Origin of the sequence: Billgrantia zhangzhouensis, from assembly GCF_021404465.1 — a bacterium.
Classification (GTDB): domain Bacteria; phylum Pseudomonadota; class Gammaproteobacteria; order Pseudomonadales; family Halomonadaceae; genus Halomonas; species Halomonas zhangzhouensis.
The window spans coordinates 228,992-247,338 of record NZ_JABFTT010000005.1 but is presented as its reverse complement, the minus strand read 5'-3'; the positions used below and the strand labels follow the sequence as shown (position 1 = coordinate 247,338).

Genomic DNA, 18,347 nt, shown 5'->3' with positions numbered 1-18,347 from the left:
CTCATTATCGTTGTGCGTCGGTGAACGGTTGTTCAGCAGTCTATGTAGCGAACGCCAAGTATTTCAATATATGATCTTTTTATTGAATTCGATGAGTTTTAATCATGGCTGACGTTACTATTCATTCGCTCAAGGCGCTGGCGATCTTCAAGACCCTGTTCGAGGCCGGTACCGCCTCTCAGGCGGCGCGCACTCTGGGCATCACCCAGTCGGGGGTGAGCCGCTCGCTGGCTCAGCTCGAGGAGAATCTGGGAATACAACTGTTCCTGCGCGAGAAAAACCGCCTGGTGGCGACGCCCGAGGCACGAGAACTCTACGATGAGATCCTGCGCCTGATGGGCAACATCGAGGAGCTGCGCCACAGCGTGCTGGCGCTAAAGGAGTTCGGTACCTCGCGGCTGCGCATTGCCGCGATACCCGGACTGTCGTTCGGGTTCGTGCCGCGGCTGGTGGCTGCGCTGTTGGAATGCAACCGCAATTTCAGCGTCAGCCTCGACATGATGTCGAGTCATGAGGTGCAGCTTGCGGTGGAGTCGAGTCACGCCGACATCGGTTTCGTCACCCTGCCGATCACTTCGCGAGTGCTGCGAGTGGAGCCCTGGTTCACCACCGAGGCGGTGTGCCTGGTACCGCAGGGACATGGCCTGGCGGCGCTCGAGCGCATCGACGTGCAAGACTTGCGTGATCAGCATCTGGTCATCAGCAACCAGCCGAGCATCAGCGCCAACCCACTGCTCGAGCTGGCCAGCCAGCACCACGTACGGATCGCCGGCAAGACGGAGGCCAACATCGGTACCATCACCGCCCTGGTGGCCAGCCATGTCGGTATCACGGTAATGAACCCGATCACCGCCCAGGATCAGCTCGCTCCCCGAGACGGCGTGGTGATGCGCCACTTCTCGCCGGCCATGACCTTCAGCTTCGGCCTGATCTACCGTGACAACTGGAAACAGGCCAAGGTGCTCGGCTTCCTGCGCGAGGAGGGGCGGGCGCTGTTGTCGCACTATCCCGCCACGGCGCATTCCCCGGCCGGCGAGAGCTAAGGAGGCACTGAGCAAATTGGTGAGCGGGATGAAGCGGCTAGGTTCGTTCCCGATGAACCAATGCACCTCCCACATCCCTGTGGGTCGCAAGGCGTACGGAGCACAGGACCGAGCGAAGCAACAAACAGCCGTAGGCTGGCCCCGAAGGGGCGAGAAACGAAGGGTTTCGAGTCAACCGGAGCATATGGGGTATAGGGGTGAGGATTTTGCCCGGGCTGGCGCACCAGCACCGGGCAACGCAGTGATTCGCTCGCGCAGGCATTTTGTTCAGTGTTTCCCTAGCGCCAGCGCTCGAGAAGCTGGTAATACCACATCCCCGCGGCCAGCAACGGATTGCCGAGAGCGTCGCCGAACGGCACCTTGAGGTGGCGACAGGCGGCGAAAGTGTCGAACTCCTCCATGTGGCCGGCGATCGCCTTGGCCATGAATTAGGAAGCGCAGCGCGGCTTGGCCATGGTGACTCCGAGACTCGTCGAAAATACTCAACACATGCTAGCACAGCCTCGCCGCAGGGCATGCGCCGATGCGGCGCCTCAGCCGCGCTGCGGAGATTTCCGCGAAGGGTGAACTTTGCGCCTCCGGCCTCAGCCGGTAGAATGAGGGTTTTCGCGTTCGGCTCGTTACCGGACTTCTCGCCGGGGCGAAGCAGGCCCTGCTCCGACCGGCTGCCCGCCAGCCCCGCTGCAAGGAATTCTGCTGCAATGAGCTATCAGGTTCTGGCCCGCAAGTGGCGGCCGCGTACGTTTCACGAACTGGTCGGTCAGGAACACGTTCAGCGTGCGCTGGTGAACGCCCTTGACCAGGGGCGTTTGCACCATGCCTACCTGTTTACCGGTACACGTGGCGTCGGGAAGACCACGCTGGCAAGAATACTTGCCAAGTGCCTCAATTGTACCGCCAAGAGCCATGGCGATGATGGCGTCACCTCCACGCCCTGCGGTCAATGCGACAGCTGCCGTGCCATCGACGAGGGACGCTTCGTCGATCTCATCGAGGTCGACGCCGCTTCGCGTACCAAGGTGGAGGATACTCGCGAGCTGCTCGACAACGTGCAGTACGCCCCCACCCAGGGGCGCTACAAGGTGTACCTCATCGACGAGGTGCACATGCTCTCCACCAGCAGCTTCAACGCGCTGCTCAAGACGCTGGAAGAGCCGCCGCCGCATGTGAAGTTCCTGCTTGCCACTACCGACCCGCAGAAGCTTCCCGCCACGGTGCTGTCGCGCTGCCTGCAGTTCACGCTCAAGAACATGCCGCCGGAGCGTATCGTCACTCATCTGGCCAAGGTGCTCGAAGCCGAGGGCATCGGTTTCGAGGAGAGTGCGCTGTGGCTGCTGGGACGGGCTGCCGATGGCTCCATGCGCGATGCCATGAGCCTGACCGACCAGGCGATTGCCTTCGGCCAGGGGCAGGTCCGCCATGCCGACGTCGCTGCCATGCTCGGTACCCTCGACCACCGCCATGTGCTGGCGCTGGTCGAGGCCCTGGCCGATATCGACGCCCCCCGGCTGCTGGCCGAGATCGCTCAGCTGGCCGAGCAGGGGCCGGATTTCGCCGCCGTGCTCGACGACATGACCGCCGTACTGCATCGGCTGGCGGTGGCCCAGGTGGTGCCGGATGCCGTGGACAACGCTCATGGCGATCGCGAGACGATACTGGCATTGGCCTCGCGCTTCACCGCCGAGGACGTGCAGCTCTACTATCAGATCGGCATCCAGGGGCGAGGCGACATGACCCACGCGCCCGACCTGCGCACGGCACTGGAAATGACACTGCTGCGTATGCTGGCCTTCCGCCCTCAGGGGGTGCCTCAGCCGGCTAGGACGCCCCTGCCGCTGCGTGGAGCGGGCAGCGGTGGTTCGCCTGCCGCACCTGCGGGCGGGGAGGGCACACCGCCGGCCGATGCAAGCCCCGACGACAACCCGGCATCCACCGCTTCGAGTCAGCCGCCCGAACCTGAGCCTGGTCCCCCTGCCGAGCCGGCTCCCGTAGCGAGCGCGCCGCAAGCCCGGGTCGAGGCCGACGCATTGCCGGAGCCGCCTCCGCCTTGGGAAGAGTTGCCAGTCGAGACGGAGCCGCCGCTGGGCGAGGCCTCGCCAGCACCGGCCGAGCCCCAGGCCCAGCCTGAGCCCCAGCCGGAAGCGGCTCCTCCACTCATGGAGGAGCGTTTTCCCCAGCCGCCTGCCGACGAGCCGGCTCCCGCGCCGCATGACGCTCCCCGACACGCCTCCATGCAGGAACTGGCGGTGGCGGCGGAAGGGGGCGACACCGCGGTTCTTGAGGTGCCCGAGCGGCCGAGCGAGTCTCCAGCGGTGAAGGCCGAGGCGCAGGCTGTCGCAGCCGAGGCGGCCGGTGAGCGCTTCAGCCACGACCGCTGGCTGGACAGCTTCGATGCGCTGGGCCTGGGGGGGCTGACACGCAACCTCGCGGCACACTGCGTGGTCGAAGCCGATGACGGCAACCGACTGATACTGCGCCTGGACCCATCGCAGGAGGCCATGAACGCCGAGATCCACGTGCGCCGCATACAGGAGGCACTGGCGGGCATCGGCATTGCGCGGCAGCTCGTCATCGAGCCGGGGGCGTTGCCCACGCAGGTGGAGACACCCCGCCAGCGGGCCGATCGAATTGCCGCGGAGCGGCATGCCGAGGCGGTGGCCGCCCTGCAGCGCGACCCCCACGTCAAGCAGTTGCAGGAAACCTTTGGGGCGCGCCTGATCGAATCGACCGTCAAGCCGGCTGACCTCGCGCCAAGGGCCTGACACCGATAGTCTTACACTGCCAAGTGAGAGGAACGACCATGATGAAAGGTGGAATGGGCAACCTGATGAAGCAGGCCCAGGAAATGCAGCAGAAGATGCAGCGCGTCCAGGAGGAGATCGCTAAGGCCGAAGTGGTCGGCGAGGCTGGCGCCGGCATGATCAAGGTCACCATGAACGGCCGCCACGACGTGAGCAAGGTCGATATCGACCCCAGCGTCATGGAAGAGGACAAGGAACTGCTCGAGGACCTGCTGGCTGCGGCGGTCAACGATGCCGTGCGCAAGGTCGAGGCCAGCTCGCGCGAGAAGATGGAGGAGGCTACGGCGGGGCTCAACTTGCCGCCCGGTTTCAAGATGCCCTTCTGATTCGCCCGAACCGGCTGCGCTCGGCCATGCGGCATCAACCCTCCTCTAGAGGTATCGAATGAGCTTTTCCCCCCTCGTCGAGAGACTGATGGAATCGCTGCGGGTCCTGCCGGGTGTGGGCCCGAAGACCGCGCAGCGCATGGCCATGCACCTGCTCGAGCGTGACCGCGACGGTGGTCGTCGCCTGGCCGCCGTGCTCGAGCAGGCCATCGACCAGGTCGGTTATTGCCGGCGTTGCCGCACTCTCACCGAGGAGGAGGTCTGTGTCTTGTGCACCAGCGCCCGGCGCGACGACAGCCTGCTGTGCGTGGTAGAGTCGCCGGCCGATCAACTGGCCATCGAGGAGGCGGGCGGATACCAAGGCCGTTATTTCGTGCTGCACGGCCACCTGTCGCCCCTGGACGGTATCGGTCCCGAGGATATCGGCCTCGATCAGCTCGAGGCGCGCATCGCCGAGGGGGGCATCAGCGAGGTGATCCTGGCCACCAACCCCACCGTGGAGGGAGAAGCCACGGCGCACTATATAGCCGCCCAACTGTCGCCCCACGGCGTGACGCTTTCACGGCTGGCCTATGGCGTGCCCATGGGTGGCGAACTCGAATACGTCGACGGCGGCACCCTCAGCCGAGCCTTCAATGGGCGGTTGCCGTTTCGTGGCGATTGATGCCGCGGCTTACCCTACCTGCTGGATGAATGCATGACCCTGACCCCCGAGATACGCTGGATCGATACGCCCGAGGCGCTGGATGCCGCCTGTAACGAAGTGGCCCAGGCCGAGGTGATCGCGCTGGACACCGAGTTCTTTCGCGAGAAGACCTTCCATCCGGTTCCGGCCCTGATCCAGTTCTCGGCCGGCGGCCCGGCCTGGCTGGTCGATCCCCAGGCGGTCGATTGTACCGAGGCCTTCCGTCGGCTGCTCGCCGGAGGGGCGCTCAAGCTGCTGCACGCCAGCAGCGAGGATCTCGAAGTGCTGGCCCATTGGGCCGGCGTGTCGGTCGCCCCGCTGGTGGATACGCAAGTGGCCCAGGCGCTGCTGGGCGAGGATCCTGCCATGGGCTACCAGCGCCTGGTGGAGCACTGGACCGGGGAGACGCTGCCCAAGGACGAGACCCGCTCCGACTGGTTGCAGCGTCCGCTGAGCGAGGCCCAGTGCCTCTACGCGGCACTCGACGTGGTGTTTCTGCTCAAGGTCTGGGAGCACCAGTGCGATGCGTTGGATCGATATGGGCGGCGGGAATGGCTCGAGGCCGACTGCCGCGAATTGATGGCCCAGGCGCTGCGCAGCGACGAGGCGGACGGTCAGTGGTACCGCCGCCACCGCCAGCTATGGCGGCTCGCACCTCGTCAGGTCGAGGCCTACCGATTGCTGACCACCTGGCGCGAGGGCGAAGCCCGCCGACGCAACCTGCCGCGGGGCTGGTTGGTCAATGATCGGGTGCTGTACGGCGTTGCCGAGCGCATGCCGGAGAATCGCTATCAGCTCGCCGAAGTCGAAGAGATCAAGCCCAGCCTGATCAAGCGGGATGGCGACACCCTTCTGGCGCTGGTCAAGCGGGCCCGGCAGTGCGACGACGCGGAACTGCCGCCGGCGCTGCCGTCGCCCATGGGAGCGGATTACAAGCGGCGCATGAAGGCGCTCAAGCGAGTGGTGAACGAATTCGCCGAACGCTTGGGGCTGGCGCCGGAAGTGCTGATGCGCCGACGCGACCTGGAAGCGCTGATCGTTGCCGACCTGGCTGGCGAGCCGCTTCCGCTGCCGCAGGGATGGCGCGGCGAATGCCTCGCGGTCCCGCTCAGGCAGGCATTGGAAGAGGAGGTGGCCCAGTGACGGACGATCGAATGCAAGGTGACAAGATGCTGTGTGAGATATTCAGGAGCTCGCGCAAGGAGGAGATGTACCTCTACGTGGACAAGCGCCAAGGACTTGTCGAGGTGCCTGCGGTGCTGCTCGAGCGTTTTGGCAAGCCGGTTTCGGTCATGACCCTGATCCTCTCGCCGGAAAAAACACTGGCCCGGGCCAAGGCGAGCGACGTATTGACCGCCATCCGCGAGAAGGGATTCTATCTCCAGTTGCCTCCGGTCAAAGAGGAGTATTTGCTCGACCTTTACCGGACGCCTACGGAATCGCGTTACTGATATGCGTGAACGTTTCTGGGAGCGCTTCGATCTCGAGGAGCTTACCACCGCGGAGTGGGAAGCGCTGTGCGACGGCTGCGGCCAGTGTTGTCTGCTCAAGTTCCAGGACGACGACAGTGGCGATCTCGCCGTGCTTGGCGTGGCCTGCGAGCTGTTGGACATCGGTAGCTGCCGCTGCAGCGACTATCCCAATCGCCAGGCTCGGGTGCCCGACTGCGCCCAGCTCACCCCGCAACGCATCGAGGAGTTCCGCTGGCTACCGAAATCCTGCGCCTATCGCCGCGTAGCGGAGGGGCGCCGATTGGCCGGCTGGCATCCGCTGATCTGCGGCGACTCCGAGCGCGTTCATCGAAAGGGCATCAGTGTGCGGAGCTTCGCTGTCTCCCAGCGGGACGTGCCCGAGGAAGAACTCGAAGACTACATCATTGCCATTCTGCCTATTGATGGTTGATCCCTCCAAGGTTTGAGCGAGCCTGATGCGGCTCAGCCTCGGCTTGAGCCGTTGGCTTTCGCTCTTGCATCAGCGGCCTGATGCGCGATTTCACCCTGGCTGCCTCATGTCGTGTTCAAGGCTCCTTGTCGGCGAGTCCTAGCGACCACAGGATGAAGGCGTCCTGGCGGGCATTGTCGTACCAGGCCTTGAAGCGGCCAGAAGCGCCACCGTGCCCGGCTGCCATGTCGGTACGCAGCAGAATCGGGCCGCGCGCAGTCCCCATCTCGGTCAGCCGCGCATAGAGCTTGGCCGGCTCCCAATAGGGAACCCGTGAGTCGTGCCAGCTGCCCTGGAGAAATAGGGTGGGATAAGGCTGGGGGGCCAGGTTATCCAGCGGCGAGTAGGCACGGATGCGTTTGCGTGTGTCCGGCTCGTCGGGGTTGCCCCACTCTGTGTACTCGGCCGTGGTCAACGGTAGGTCGGGATTCTCCATGGTGCGCAGTACGTCGACGAAAGGCACGTCGAGCACGGCGGCACAGAAGGCTTTCGGCGCCAGGTTGAGGCTGGCGCCAACCAGTAGTCCACCCGCGCTGGCGCCATAGGCGGCGATGCGCTCTCCATCGCTGAAACCCTGCTCGACGAGCGTATTGCGCGCGGCGAGAAAGTCGCGAAAGCTGTTTTCCTTGTGTTCGAGCTTGCCGGCCAGGTACCACGGCTCGCCCCGATCGCCCCCGCCGCGTACATGGGCGACGGCGAAGGCGACGCCGCGTGCGAGCAGCTCGAGCCTGGCGACCGAGAACCACGGGTCCAGTACCTCCCCATAGGCGCCGTAACCATAGAGCAGGGTGGGCAATGGATGGCCGGCCAGGTCGGCACGCATTACCACCGAAACCGGGATTCGTTCACCATCGTGGGCGCGCGCCCAGAGTCGTTCGCAGCACAGATGCTCCGGCTGCAAGTTGCCGTGGATCGGCTGCGACTTCAGCACCTGGCGTTCGCCGTTATTGAGATCGTGCTCGAGCCAGCGGGCCGGCATCACGAAGGACTCCTCGCGCAGACGCAGGCGGCGACTGTGGAAATGGGGCACGTCGCCGAGCATGACGCTGCAGGGCGACTCCGGCAATGGCAGTCGCTCGTCGCGGCTGGTGCCATGGCGATCGTCGAGCTCGACGATGCGTATCCGCACCTGGGCCTCGTGATGATCACGCTCGGTAATGGCCAGCCCCCAGTCGAAGGCCTCGACGTCCTCGAGTGTGGTGTCGTCACGATGCGCGATCAATGGCTCCCATGGGGCATTGAGATCATCTTCGTCGACCACGTCCAGACAAAAGTGCGGTGCGCCGTGGTTGTGCAAGACATAGTAGTGGCCGGGACGATGCTCCAGGCCGTATTCCATGCCCTTTTCCCTGGGGCGAAAGCAGCGCGGTGGCTGTTCCGGCGCCATCGCCGGCAGCAGGTAACACTCACTGGTATCCTTCGAAGCACTCTCCAGTACCAGCCACTGGCGCGAGCGGGTCTTGCCCAGGCCCAGCCAGAACTCGGGGTCGTCCTCGCTCAGCACCAGCACGGATTCGCCAGCCTGGCCGTCGTCGAGCGACAGGCGCCAGATGCTGTCGGGGCGCTGGGTGGCATCGTATCGGGTGAACAACAGCGTCGTGTTGTCTTCCGCCCAGGTCAGTTCCGGGCCGATCTCATCGAGCAGCCGGCGTGGCTCACCGTCCGGCAGCGACTTGAGATAGAGTGCAAAACGCTCGTTCCCACTGGTATCTTCGGTCCAGGCCAGCCAACGCTCGTCCGGCGATAGCGCCATGTCACCCAGCTCGAGGTAGTGCTCCGCCGCCGCGCGTGCCTGAAGATCGAGGAAGACGCTCGTTTCCTCCGTGCTGCCATTGGGGTGACGCCACCACACCGGATAGTCGGCGTCGGCTGCGGTTTCGCTCCAGTAGGTGAAGCGATCGAGCGCGGTACGCAGCCCGTGGACTGCCAGCTCGCGCCGCGCGAGGTGGCCATGATAGAGCCGCTCGACCAGGCTCTCGAGAGGCCGCATCCAGAGTTGGGACTCGTCGTTGGCCGCCTCGAGAAAGGCCTGGACCTGAGCGTCATCGCGATCTTCCAGCCAGTGCCACTCGGGGTCGTCGGCGCGACGGAACCGTTCGACCGGCGAAGGCGAGGGCTCGGAGTGGGACGCAGTGGGAGAGGAGTGATGTGGCGGCTGTGCTTTCATTGGGGCGCGTGTACCATACTCAAGGTGACTTTCCATACTGTACGATCCGTCATTGCGGGCCGTAATGCGAGAATGAGGTATCGATGCTGACATCCGATTCGATGTCCCTACTATGGCTGACCTATCTAGGTTTGTCGCTGGTCGTGCTGGTGACCGGCTACCTGGGCTTGGCCTTCCTGCCGCGCATGTTTCGCTTGCCGATCACCTGGGCGGTAGCAGGCATCCTGTGGATGCCGACTCGCTTTCGTCTGCCGCTGGTGGAAGAGGGGGAATTCTACACTGGCATGGCGCCGGCGGTGGTGGTGGCGGCCGTTGCGTTCCTCGAGCGCAATGCTTCGGGGCTGGTTTCATCGGGACTGCTGGTGGCGGCGGGCGCCATGCTCGGGGTCGCCATAGGCATCTTGCAGGCGTGGTGGTTCCAGGGAAGCGCCACGTCCACTACGACCGGGCAGAGGAAGCCGCAAGGCAAGCAAAACCAGGACAACCAGAAGCAGAACGATAACAGCAGGCGCCAACGCCACGGTAGCAGGCAGCCGCCGTCGCCGAGCAAGCGCCGGGAGCCGAAGATCGGCTAGGGAGCCCCGATGGGGAGGGAGTGGAACAAGGTATGGCACTGGCTGGCTGGGCTGGCCGGTAGCCTGATCGTCTCGAGTCATTTGATGGCGGCGCCGATCGAAGCGACGCCAGAGGTGCGGGTTATCGTCGACGTTTCCGGCAGCATGCGTCACAACGATCCCGATCAGCTCGCCGCTGAGGCGCTCGAGCTGTTGGTGGCACTGATGCCCAGCGGGGCCAGGGCCGGCGTGTGGACTTTTGGCGAGCGGGTGGCCAACCCGCTGCCGCTGGGGCCGGTCAACATGGAGTGGCGAGATCGTGCCCGGGCGCTGACTCCGCGACTGGTCGACTATCAACAGTACACCGACATTGAGTCCGCTCTCTACGAGGCTGCCGTGGCCGAACCGGTCGAACGCCAGCGACATCTGCTGTTGTTCACCGATGGCAAGATCGACCTGCCCGCCTGGCGCGGTCGCAAGCCGAACATCGATCAGGCATCGCGCGCAGCGCTGCTCGAAGAGCATGGCCCCTGGCTGGCCGAGGAGGGAGTGGTAGTGCATGCCATTGCCTTCTCTGACGAAGCTGACCTGGAACTGGTGGAGCGCCTTTCGCAATTGACTGGGGGGCTTTCGTCCAAGGTGGCGGATCCCGAAGCGCTACTGGGTGCCTTTCTCGCTATCGTCGATCGCATCTTCCCCACCGACCGGGCTCCCATCACCGACCAACGCTTTGTCATCGAACCGGGCCTGCGTGGCTTCACGGCGCTGCTGTTCCGTGGCGAGGAGGCCCCCGAGCTGGTGGCGCCGGATGGCAGCCGCTATTCCGCCGAGGCACCCCCCGAAGGTGCCGAGTGGCGTAGCGAGTCCCGTTACGACCTCGTACATGTGCCCAACCCACAGCCGGGTCAATGGCGGGTGGAAGGTGCGCCGGGACAGGATAGCCGGATCACTGTTGAATCCCCGCTCAGCTTACAGTTAGCGGGGGTACCGGATGCGTTCTACCTAGGGTTCGATGTGCCGGTAGAGGCCTGGCTCGCCCGTGAGGGAGAGCCGGTGGGAACAGAGGCCCTGCCTGCGCATCTGCGGCTGACGGCGGAGTTGCATGACGAATCGGGTTCGGTCCAGTCGGCCGTGGTGCTCCGACAGCAGGAGGAGCGCTTCGTCGGCCGGCTGCCGGCGCCGGCTCTGGGCGGCACCGCCCAGTTCGTCGTACGCGCCGAAGGGCAGGGATTCCGGCGCCAGCGGGTTCAGCCCGTCAACGTGCTGCCGGCGGTAAGTGCACGCCATGACGAAGCCAATCAGCAAGTACTGCTGAGCGCCGAACATCCGTTGCTCGACCGTGACAATACCCGCCTCCATGGCCAGTTGCAGGGGGCTCATCTCGAAGCCGAGGCAGTGGCGGAGCGGCGCTGGAGCATGGCCTTGCCCGAGCTGGACACGGCGCTCAGCGTGCCGTTGATCCTGCGTGCCGAAGTGACTCTGGAAGGAGAGACCCGCGAGCTGATCCTGCCGCGACTGCTGCTATTCCCGTCGGTGGCCACTGCGATCGATCAGGTGGATGCCAGCCCAGCCCTGGACGTGGTGCGCTTCCACGAGGAACTGGCGCCGGTGCGTGAGCCACGTGCGACCCAGCGGACGCCATTGCCGGAGCCGGTCGAGCGTATCGTGAGACGCGTGCAGGAACTGCCTGGAGCGGCGCAGGAGCGCTGGCGGGAATGGCGCCCCATGCTGGCCAAGCCCCTTGAGGACGCTGCGCGCGATCCGCGCCAGAGCTGGCTGCTGCTGGCTGCCGGCATTCTGGCAGTGGGGCTGGTGCTGTTGGCGCTATGGCGAATCGCGCTGAGGCGTCGGCGCGGCGGAGTCCGGGAGGAGCCCCATGTGTGAGCTGTTGGGCATGAGCGCCAACGTGCCCACCGATATCTGCTTTAGCTTTACCGGCTTCCTGCATCGCGGTGGTGGTACCGGACCCCACCGCGATGGCTGGGGCATCGCCTTCTACGAGGCGGGCGGCTACCGTGACTTTCGCGATCCTCACCCCTCGGTGCGCTCGCCCATTGCGCGGTTGATCTCCGATTATCCGATCAAGTCGCATATCGTCATCAGCCATATCCGGCAGGCCAACGTAGGCGAAGTGCGGCTGGCCAACACTCATCCCTTCACGCGTGAGATGTGGGGGCGAACCTGGTGCTATGCCCATAATGGGCAGTTGCAGGAGTGGCAGACATTGCCGCTGCGCTTCTACCGGCCGATCGGCGATACCGACAGCGAACATGCCTTCTGCTGGCTGCTGGCCACCCTGCGCGAGCACTACCCCGAGGCGCCGGTACTCGACCCCTGCAATACGGCGCTGGTCGAGCGGCACCAGGCGCTCTGGCAACTGCTGCATGAGTTGTGCGAAACGCTACGCGCCAAGGGCGTCTTTAACCTGCTCCTGGCCGATGGCGAGTTCCTCTATACCTATTGCTCCACCAAGCTGGCCCACATCACCCGTCGGGCACCGTTCGGCAGCGCGGAACTCTCCGATGCCGAGCTGACGGTCAATTTTGCCGAACACACGACCCCTGACGACATCGTTTCGGTAATCACTACCGAGCCGTTGACCTGCAACGAAGCCTGGGTTCGCATGCAGCCCGGCGAGCTGTTGGTGTGGCGCCATGGCCGTATCGTGTCTCGTTTTCATACCGACTCGCATTGCAGCTCGGCATGAGGTTTCTTATGCCGCACGACTTGCCTTTCTGGGCTTCATTGCCCAGCTTTATGGCTAATATTCTCGACTGTCAGGCATCGGACAGAGAGTGAACGACTGTTTCAATCGTTTGTTTTACAGCTGCGTGATGCCTGGTATATCGTAGGCCTTTTGTCACAACAAGAATCGTCGAGGTCAGGAGTGGCCGACCGTATCGACGCTGCTGTGGAGATAGCGCCAATGAGTGAACAAGCCAACGCCGGGATTCTCAACGGCCCCGAGCTGAAGGGCATGGATCGGTATCGATCGCTGATGGATGTCTTCCATGAAGCGGTGAAACGCTTTTCCGAGAACCCCGCTTTCACCTGCATGGGGCAGACGCTGACCTTTGCCGAACTCGATCGGCTTTCGGCGGATTTTGCCGCCTGGCTGCAGCATGAAACCGGACTGCAGCCGGGCGATCGGATCGCCATTCAGTTGCCCAACGTGCTGCAGTTCCCGATTGCAGTCTTCGGTGCGTTGCGTGCCGGTCTGGTGGTAGTCAATACCAACCCGCTCTACACCGAGCGCGAGATGGCACACCAGTTCAAGGACTCCGGCGCTAGGGCGATCCTGATCCTGGCCAACATGGCCAGCAAGCTCGAGAAAATTCTCGACCGCACCGATATCGAGCACGTTCTCGTCACCGAACTCGGCGATATGCACGGCTTTCCCAAACGCTTGCTGATCAATGCCGTGGTCAAGCACGTCAAGAAGATGGTGCCCTCCTATTCGCTGCCGATGGCGGTGTCGTTCCGCAAAGCGCTCAAGGACGGTGCCTCGCAGCAGCATCGCGAAGTCGAGCGTAGCCTCGACGATATTGCCGCGCTGCAGTACACCGGCGGCACCACCGGCCTGCCCAAAGGCACCATGCTCACCCACTGCAACCTGGTGGCCAACATGCTGCAAGCGGATGCGGCCATCGGCCCCGGCCTGGACGAGGGCAAGGAGGTGGTGATCGCACCGCTGCCGGTCTATCACATCTATACCTTTACCGTGAACTGCCTGTTCCTGATGAAGACCGGTAACCACTCCATCCTGATCCCCAACCCGCGCGACCTGGACAACTTCGTCAAAGAGCTGCAGAAGATCAAGTTCACCGCCTTCATCGGTTTGAACACGCTGTTCAATGCGCTGTGCAACCGTGATGACTTCCGCAAGCTCGACTTCTCGCAACTGCACCTGACCATTTCCGGCGGCATGGCGCTGACCAAGGCCTCGGCGGAACGCTGGAAAGAGGTCACCGGATGCGACATCGCCGAGGGCTACGGGCTCACCGAAACCGCGCCGGTGGTCAGCTTCAATCCCATCGACGCCATACAGCTCGGCACCATCGGCAAGCCGGTGGCGGGTACCACCGTCAAGGTGGTGGATACCGACGACAATACTCTGCCGTTGGGCGAGCCGGGTGAGCTGTGCGTGAAGGGGCCCCAAGTGATGAAGGGTTACTGGAACCTCGACGAAGAAACCGCCAAGGTGCTGACCGACGATGGCTGGTTCCACACCGGCGACATCGCCGTGCTGCAGGAGGATGGCTATATCAGGATCGTCGATCGCAAGAAGGACATGATCCTAGTGTCGGGTTTCAACGTCTATCCCAACGAGATCGAGGACGTGGTTGCTGCGCATCCGGGGGTCGTCGAGTCGGCTGCGGTTGGTGTGCCGGACGAGAGCAGCGGTGAGGCGGTCAAGCTGTTCGTGGTCAAGCGGGACGACAGTCTCGACGAGCAGAGCTTGCGCGAGTGGTGCAAGAAGGAACTGGCCGGCTATAAGGTGCCTCGCTTCGTCGAGTTCCGCGACGAGTTGCCCAAGACCAACGTCGGCAAGGTGCTGCGACGCCAGTTGCGTGACGAACAGAGCGAGAAGTAGCGCCCAGTAATGGCTGGGAGCCGCTCGAGATCGGAATCCGCCTGAGATTGGCCGACCTTCAGCCCGTGGCGTTACAATGACCTGCCCGCTCCGGTCCCGGAGCGGGCAGGTCTTTCTTGGCAAGAGGAGAGTCGTGAGTACCGCAACCCGTACTGGTTCCGCCAATACCGCTGACAGAGCCGAGCTGGAGCGCCTGGAGCGCACCCTGGACGAGGTCATGCTGCGTGACCGTGGGGCGTTGGCGCGCAGGCTGAGCGGTCTGGCGCGGCGTCTGCGGGAAGGCAAGCCGGTCGACCGTGGCCTGGCCGAGGTGGCACGCAGCGTAGCGCGCTCCCATGAGCTTGCGACAAGTCGAGCGGCCCAGCCGGTCACTTTGCACTACCCGCCCGAACTGCCGGTAGCCGAGCGCCGCGACGAGATCCTCGCTGCCCTGCGCGATCACCAGGTGGTAGTGGTGGCTGGCGAGACCGGCTCCGGCAAGACCACCCAACTACCCAAGCTGTGCCTGGAGCTGGGCCTGGGGCGGCGCGGCTTGATCGGACACACCCAGCCTCGGCGCCTGGCCGCACGCTCGGTGGCGGCGCGCCTGGCCGAGGAACTCGAGGTGCCCCTGGGGGAGCAGGTGGGCTACCAGGTGCGTTTCACCGACCAGAGCGGTGACGCCACTCTGGTCAAGTTGATGACCGACGGCATCCTGCTGGCCGAGACCCGGCATGACCCGGACCTGACCCGCTACGAGGCGATCATCATCGATGAGGCCCACGAGCGCAGCCTCAATATCGACTTCCTGCTTGGCTACCTCAAGCGGCTGCTGCCGCGCCGGCCTGACCTCAAGGTCATCATCACCTCGGCCACCATCGACGTGGCACGCTTCGCCGAGCACTTCGCCCTGCCCGGGGGCGATGGCGAGCCGTGGCCGGCCCCGGTGGTGGAAGTCTCGGGACGTACCTACCCGGTGGAGGTGCGCTATCGGCCACTGGTGCGCGAGGCCGAGGACGAAGCCGACCGCACTCTGCAGGAGGGCATTCTCCACGCGGTGGAGGAGATCGAGCAGGTCGAGCGCGACAGGCGCTGGTTTCACGGGCCCCGTGACATCCTGGTGTTCTTGCCCGGCGAACGCGAGATTCGCGAAACCGCCGATACCTTACGCCGCGCCGATCTCAAGGGCACCGAGATCCTGCCGCTCTATGCGCGGCTCTCCAACGCCGAGCAGAATCGTGTGTTCGCGCCTCACGCGGGGCGGCGTATCGTGCTGGCGACCAACGTCGCCGAAACCTCGCTCACCGTGCCTGGCATTCGCTACGTGATCGATCCGGGCCTGGTGCGCATCAGCCGCTACAGTTACCGATCCAAGATCCAGCGCCTGCCGGTTGAGCCGGTCAGTCAGGCCAGCGCCGACCAGCGCAAGGGACGCTGCGGTCGCGTGGCCGAAGGCGTCTGCATTCGCCTCTACGACGAGGAGGATTTCCTCTCCCGTCCCGAATTCACCGACCCCGAGATCCGGCGCACCAACCTGGCCTCGGTCATCCTGTCGATGCTGTCGCTGCTATCGTTGAAACCCGATGATATCGAGCAGTTCCCCTTCGTCGACCCGCCCGATCCACGCTTCATCAAGGACGGCTTCCGCCTGCTGTTCGAGCTGGGAGCGGTGGACGAGGGCAACCGTTTGACCGATGTGGGGCGCAAGCTCGCCCGCCTGCCTATCGATCCGCGCCTGGCGCGCATGGTGCTGGCCGGGGATGAGCAGGGCGGCCTGCGTGAGGTGCTGATCGTGGTGTCGGCGCTGGCGGTGCAGGACCCGCGCGATCGCCCGGCGGAGAAGCGCGAGGCCGCCGACCAGGCCCATCGTCGCTGGCAGGACCCGGACTCCGATTTCGTCGCTTTGCTCAACCTGTGGCAGGGCTTCGAGGCAGCTCGCGAGGAGCTCTCGGGTAACCGCCTGCGGCGCTGGTGCAAGGAGCACTACCTCAACTATCTACGCTTGCGCGAATGGCACGACACTTTCCGCCAACTGCGCCAGCTGCTGCGCGAGATGGAGATCGAGGTGCCGCCCCCCGCCCCGCTGCCCGAGCCTGGGCAAGACGGGGAAGGGCATGACCAGGCTCGTCGGCAGGCGCGCCGCCAGAGTGCCGTGCAACTGCACAAGGCATTGCTGCCGGGACTGCTGTCGCACTTGGGCATGCTGACCGAGAATCGCGAATACCTGGGCGCGCGCAACCGCAAGTTCGTCATCCACCCCGGCTCTGGCTTGGCCAAGAAGTCGCCCAAGTGGCTGATGGCTTTCGAACTGGTGGAGACCACCCGGCTGTTTGCGCGTACCGTGGCGAAGATCGAGCCGCAATGGATAGAGTCCGTGGCCGGGCATCTGGTCAAGCGCAGCTACAGCGAGCCGCACTGGGAGATGAAACGCGCCCAGGTGGTAGCCAAGGAGCAAGTCACCCTGTTCGGTTTGCCCATCGTGGCCGGCCGCAGCGTGCATTATGGGCCTATCGCACCACGCGAGGCGCGCGAGCTGTTCATCCGCCGTGCGCTGGTGGAGGGCGAATTTCGCACCAAGGGGGAGTTCTTCGACTACAATCGCGCTCTGGTAGCGGAGGTCGAGGATCTTGAGGACCGGGCTCGCAGGCGCGACATCCTGGTCGACGAGGAAACCCTGTTCGCTTTCTACGACGAGCGGATTCCCGGCGACATCGTCAACGGCAAGGGCTTCGAGGCATGGCGCAGGAAAGCCGAGGCTCAGGATCCGAATGTTCTCAAGTTCGATCGTGCTGTCCTGCTGGCGCGGGAGGCCAAGGAGGTCACCCAGGCGCAATATCCGGATGAGTTGATGCTCGGCGGGGTGAGTTATCCGCTCGAGTATCGCTTCGAACCCGATGCACCGGACGACGGTGTGACGCTGACGGTCCCGGCGGCCATGCTGCCCCAGTTGCCAAGCGCACGCCTCGAGTGGTTGGTGCCGGGGCTGCTGCGGGAGAAGTGCATTGCCCTGCTCAAGTCATTGCCGAAGTCAATTCGTCGCCAGGTGGTGCCGATTCCCGACTGGGTCGATGCTGCGTTGGAGACGCTGACGCCCGACGACGTGCCGCTCACCGAGGCGCTGGGCGAGTTCCTGCGCCGGCGTACCGGAGTGCGGCTGCACCCCGATGACTGGCGCACCGATCAGCTCGAGCCGCATCTGATCATGAACGTGCGGGTCGTCGACCATGAAGGCAGGCTGCTGGGCCAGGGGCGCAACGTGCGTGAGCTCGAGCGTCGCTTTGAAGCCGCGGCAGGCGAGGGCGCCCGGGCTCTGGCTGCCGAGGTCAGCGAAGCGCCGGAAGTGGACGGCCTGCCCGAAGCGCCGCTGCCCGAGTCACGCGTGACGACCCAGGCGGGAATTCGGGTCGAGGCGTACCCGGCGCTGGTGCCGGAGGGTGACGCCTTCCGCGTCGAGCTGTTCGATCACCCGGGCAAGGCCGAGCAGGCCCATCGCCGGGGCGTGGTCAGGCTGGCCATGGCCCGTCTGCCGGATCAGGTGCGTACCATCCAGCGTCTCAAGGGGCTCGAGACATGTGCCTTGCTGTTTGCCAAGGTGGGCAGCAAGCGCGAGCTGATCGACGATGTGGTCGAGGCGGTTTTCGCCCGAACCGTGGCCCAGGCGCCGCTGCCGCGCTCGGCCGCCGAACTCGAGACACGGCTCGAGGCGACCCGAGCCGAGCTGGTGCCTGCTGCCGAAGCGCTGGCCGCGACGCTGAAGCGAGCGCTCGAAGGCCATCTGGTCGTGACCAAAGCATTGAAGGGCAACCTCAACCTGGCCCTGGCCTTGGTATACAGTGATCTCAAGGCCCAGATGCAGCGGCTGGTGCATCCCGGCTTCGTCAGCGAGGCAGGGGCGTGGCTGGAGGAGTATCCGCGCTACATGGAAGCGGCACGGATCCGGCTGGAGAAGGCGCCACGTGAGCGCATGCGCGACCAGATGCACATGCAGGACGTACAGGACTTCGAGGCGCGTCTGGCCGCACGGCGGGAGAGCCAGCGCCGCGGTGGCCACGAGGATCCTGAACTGGTGGAGTTTGGCTGGTGGCTAGAAGAACTGCGCGTGTCGCTGTTCGCCCAGCAGCTCGGCACCCGCATGCCGGTTTCGGTCAAACGTCTCGAGCGGCGTTGGGCGGAACTGGTGGGGCATGGTCAAGGCTGAACTTGGCGTGCCGATAAACGAGACATGAGGCATCGGTTTACCGATGCACGACCAGCGGC

At 64.6% G+C, this 18,347-nt stretch carries 14 protein-coding genes; 12 read left to right on the top strand and 2 right to left on the bottom strand.

Annotated features, from left to right (window positions below):
• Positions 1 to 104 precede the first annotated feature (104 nt).
• Positions 105 to 1,043, top strand: a complete 939-nt coding sequence (locus HOP51_RS08440; RefSeq protein WP_234273495.1) for a LysR family transcriptional regulator — start codon at positions 105 to 107, stop codon at positions 1,041 to 1,043.
• A 278-nt stretch (positions 1,044 to 1,321) separates the two neighbouring features.
• Here HOP51_RS08440 and HOP51_RS08435 read toward each other — a convergent pair whose 3' ends face one another.
• Positions 1,322 to 1,468 (bottom strand): hypothetical protein, encoded by a 147-nt coding sequence (locus tag HOP51_RS08435; RefSeq protein ID WP_234273494.1) that lies wholly within the window; start codon positions 1,466 to 1,468, stop codon positions 1,322 to 1,324.
• Positions 1,469 to 1,744: 276 nt separating this feature from the next.
• Between HOP51_RS08435 and dnaX the strand changes: the two genes are divergently transcribed.
• Genes dnaX through HOP51_RS08405 form a run of 6 tightly spaced genes read left to right on the top strand, consistent with a single transcriptional unit; the run spans position 1,745 to position 6,757 of the window.
• Positions 1,745 to 3,805, top strand: a complete 2,061-nt coding sequence (gene dnaX, locus HOP51_RS08430) for a DNA polymerase III subunit gamma/tau (RefSeq protein ID WP_234273493.1) — start codon at positions 1,745 to 1,747, stop codon at positions 3,803 to 3,805.
• 38 nt (positions 3,806 to 3,843) lie between these two features.
• Complete coding sequence (locus tag HOP51_RS08425) at positions 3,844 to 4,170, top strand: YbaB/EbfC family nucleoid-associated protein (protein ID WP_234273492.1); 327 nt, start codon at positions 3,844 to 3,846, stop codon at positions 4,168 to 4,170.
• Positions 4,171 to 4,228: 58 nt separating this feature from the next.
• Positions 4,229 to 4,834, top strand: a complete 606-nt coding sequence (recR, locus tag HOP51_RS08420) for a recombination mediator RecR (protein WP_234273491.1) — start codon at positions 4,229 to 4,231, stop codon at positions 4,832 to 4,834.
• Between the two features lie 33 nt (positions 4,835 to 4,867).
• A complete protein-coding gene (gene rnd, locus HOP51_RS08415) occupies positions 4,868 to 5,998 on the top strand; it encodes a ribonuclease D (RefSeq protein ID WP_234273490.1) in 1,131 nt (376 codons plus the stop codon).
• 11 nt (positions 5,999 to 6,009) lie between these two features.
• Entirely contained in the window at positions 6,010 to 6,306 is a 297-nt protein-coding gene (locus HOP51_RS08410; protein WP_234273569.1) for a YcgL domain-containing protein, read from the top strand.
• A 1-nt stretch (position 6,307) separates the two neighbouring features.
• The gene (locus HOP51_RS08405) at positions 6,308 to 6,757 is read left to right on the top strand and encodes a YcgN family cysteine cluster protein (protein ID WP_234273489.1); all 450 of its coding nucleotides are present in this window, start codon (positions 6,308 to 6,310) and stop codon (positions 6,755 to 6,757) included.
• A gap of 115 nt (positions 6,758 to 6,872) precedes the next feature.
• On the opposite strand, the gene HOP51_RS08400 is transcribed toward HOP51_RS08405, so the two are convergent.
• A complete protein-coding gene (locus HOP51_RS08400; RefSeq protein ID WP_234273488.1) occupies positions 6,873 to 8,963 on the bottom strand; it encodes a S9 family peptidase in 2,091 nt (696 codons plus the stop codon).
• Positions 8,964 to 9,046: 83 nt separating this feature from the next.
• On the opposite strand from HOP51_RS08400, the gene HOP51_RS08395 reads away from it, so the two are divergent.
• The 5 genes from HOP51_RS08395 (at position 9,047) to hrpA (ending at position 18,288) form a co-directional block, all read left to right on the top strand.
• Entirely contained in the window at positions 9,047 to 9,538 is a 492-nt protein-coding gene (locus tag HOP51_RS08395; RefSeq protein ID WP_234273487.1) for a hypothetical protein, read from the top strand.
• 9 nt (positions 9,539 to 9,547) lie between these two features.
• A complete protein-coding gene (locus HOP51_RS08390) occupies positions 9,548 to 11,401 on the top strand; it encodes a vWA domain-containing protein (protein WP_234273486.1) in 1,854 nt (617 codons plus the stop codon).
• Complete coding sequence (locus tag HOP51_RS08385) at positions 11,394 to 12,224, top strand: class II glutamine amidotransferase (protein ID WP_234273485.1); 831 nt, start codon at positions 11,394 to 11,396, stop codon at positions 12,222 to 12,224. Before HOP51_RS08390 ends, HOP51_RS08385 begins: the two co-directional genes overlap by 8 nt.
• Positions 12,225 to 12,443: 219 nt before the next feature.
• On the top strand, positions 12,444 to 14,111 hold the full coding sequence (locus HOP51_RS08380) for an AMP-binding protein (protein ID WP_234273484.1): 1,668 nt from the start codon (positions 12,444 to 12,446) through the stop codon (positions 14,109 to 14,111).
• Positions 14,112 to 14,328: 217 nt separating this feature from the next.
• Entirely contained in the window at positions 14,329 to 18,288 is a 3,960-nt protein-coding gene (gene hrpA / locus HOP51_RS08375; RefSeq protein ID WP_234273568.1) for an ATP-dependent RNA helicase HrpA, read from the top strand.
• The last annotated feature ends 59 nt before the right edge of the window (positions 18,289 to 18,347 follow it).

Excerpts from the sequence above, each read along its gene's own strand:
- HOP51_RS08440 (WP_234273495.1), top strand. The coding sequence starts at position 105 with ATGGCTGACGTTACTATTCATTCGCTCAAGGCGCTGGCGATCTTCAAG.
- HOP51_RS08435 (WP_234273494.1), bottom strand. The coding sequence starts at position 1,468 with ATGGCCAAGGCGATCGCCGGCCACATGGAGGAGTTCGACACTTTCGCC.
- dnaX (WP_234273493.1), top strand. The coding sequence starts at position 1,745 with ATGAGCTATCAGGTTCTGGCCCGCAAGTGGCGGCCGCGTACGTTTCAC.
- HOP51_RS08425 (WP_234273492.1), top strand. The coding sequence starts at position 3,844 with ATGATGAAAGGTGGAATGGGCAACCTGATGAAGCAGGCCCAGGAAATG.
- recR (WP_234273491.1), top strand. The coding sequence starts at position 4,229 with ATGAGCTTTTCCCCCCTCGTCGAGAGACTGATGGAATCGCTGCGGGTC.
- rnd (WP_234273490.1), top strand. The coding sequence starts at position 4,868 with ATGACCCTGACCCCCGAGATACGCTGGATCGATACGCCCGAGGCGCTG.
- HOP51_RS08410 (WP_234273569.1), top strand. The coding sequence starts at position 6,010 with ATGCAAGGTGACAAGATGCTGTGTGAGATATTCAGGAGCTCGCGCAAG.
- HOP51_RS08405 (WP_234273489.1), top strand. The coding sequence starts at position 6,308 with ATGCGTGAACGTTTCTGGGAGCGCTTCGATCTCGAGGAGCTTACCACC.
- HOP51_RS08400 (WP_234273488.1), bottom strand. The coding sequence starts at position 8,963 with ATGAAAGCACAGCCGCCACATCACTCCTCTCCCACTGCGTCCCACTCC.
- HOP51_RS08395 (WP_234273487.1), top strand. The coding sequence starts at position 9,047 with ATGCTGACATCCGATTCGATGTCCCTACTATGGCTGACCTATCTAGGT.
- HOP51_RS08390 (WP_234273486.1), top strand. The coding sequence starts at position 9,548 with ATGGGGAGGGAGTGGAACAAGGTATGGCACTGGCTGGCTGGGCTGGCC.
- HOP51_RS08385 (WP_234273485.1), top strand. The coding sequence starts at position 11,394 with ATGTGTGAGCTGTTGGGCATGAGCGCCAACGTGCCCACCGATATCTGC.
- HOP51_RS08380 (WP_234273484.1), top strand. The coding sequence starts at position 12,444 with ATGAGTGAACAAGCCAACGCCGGGATTCTCAACGGCCCCGAGCTGAAG.
- hrpA (WP_234273568.1), top strand. The coding sequence starts at position 14,329 with ATGCTGCGTGACCGTGGGGCGTTGGCGCGCAGGCTGAGCGGTCTGGCG.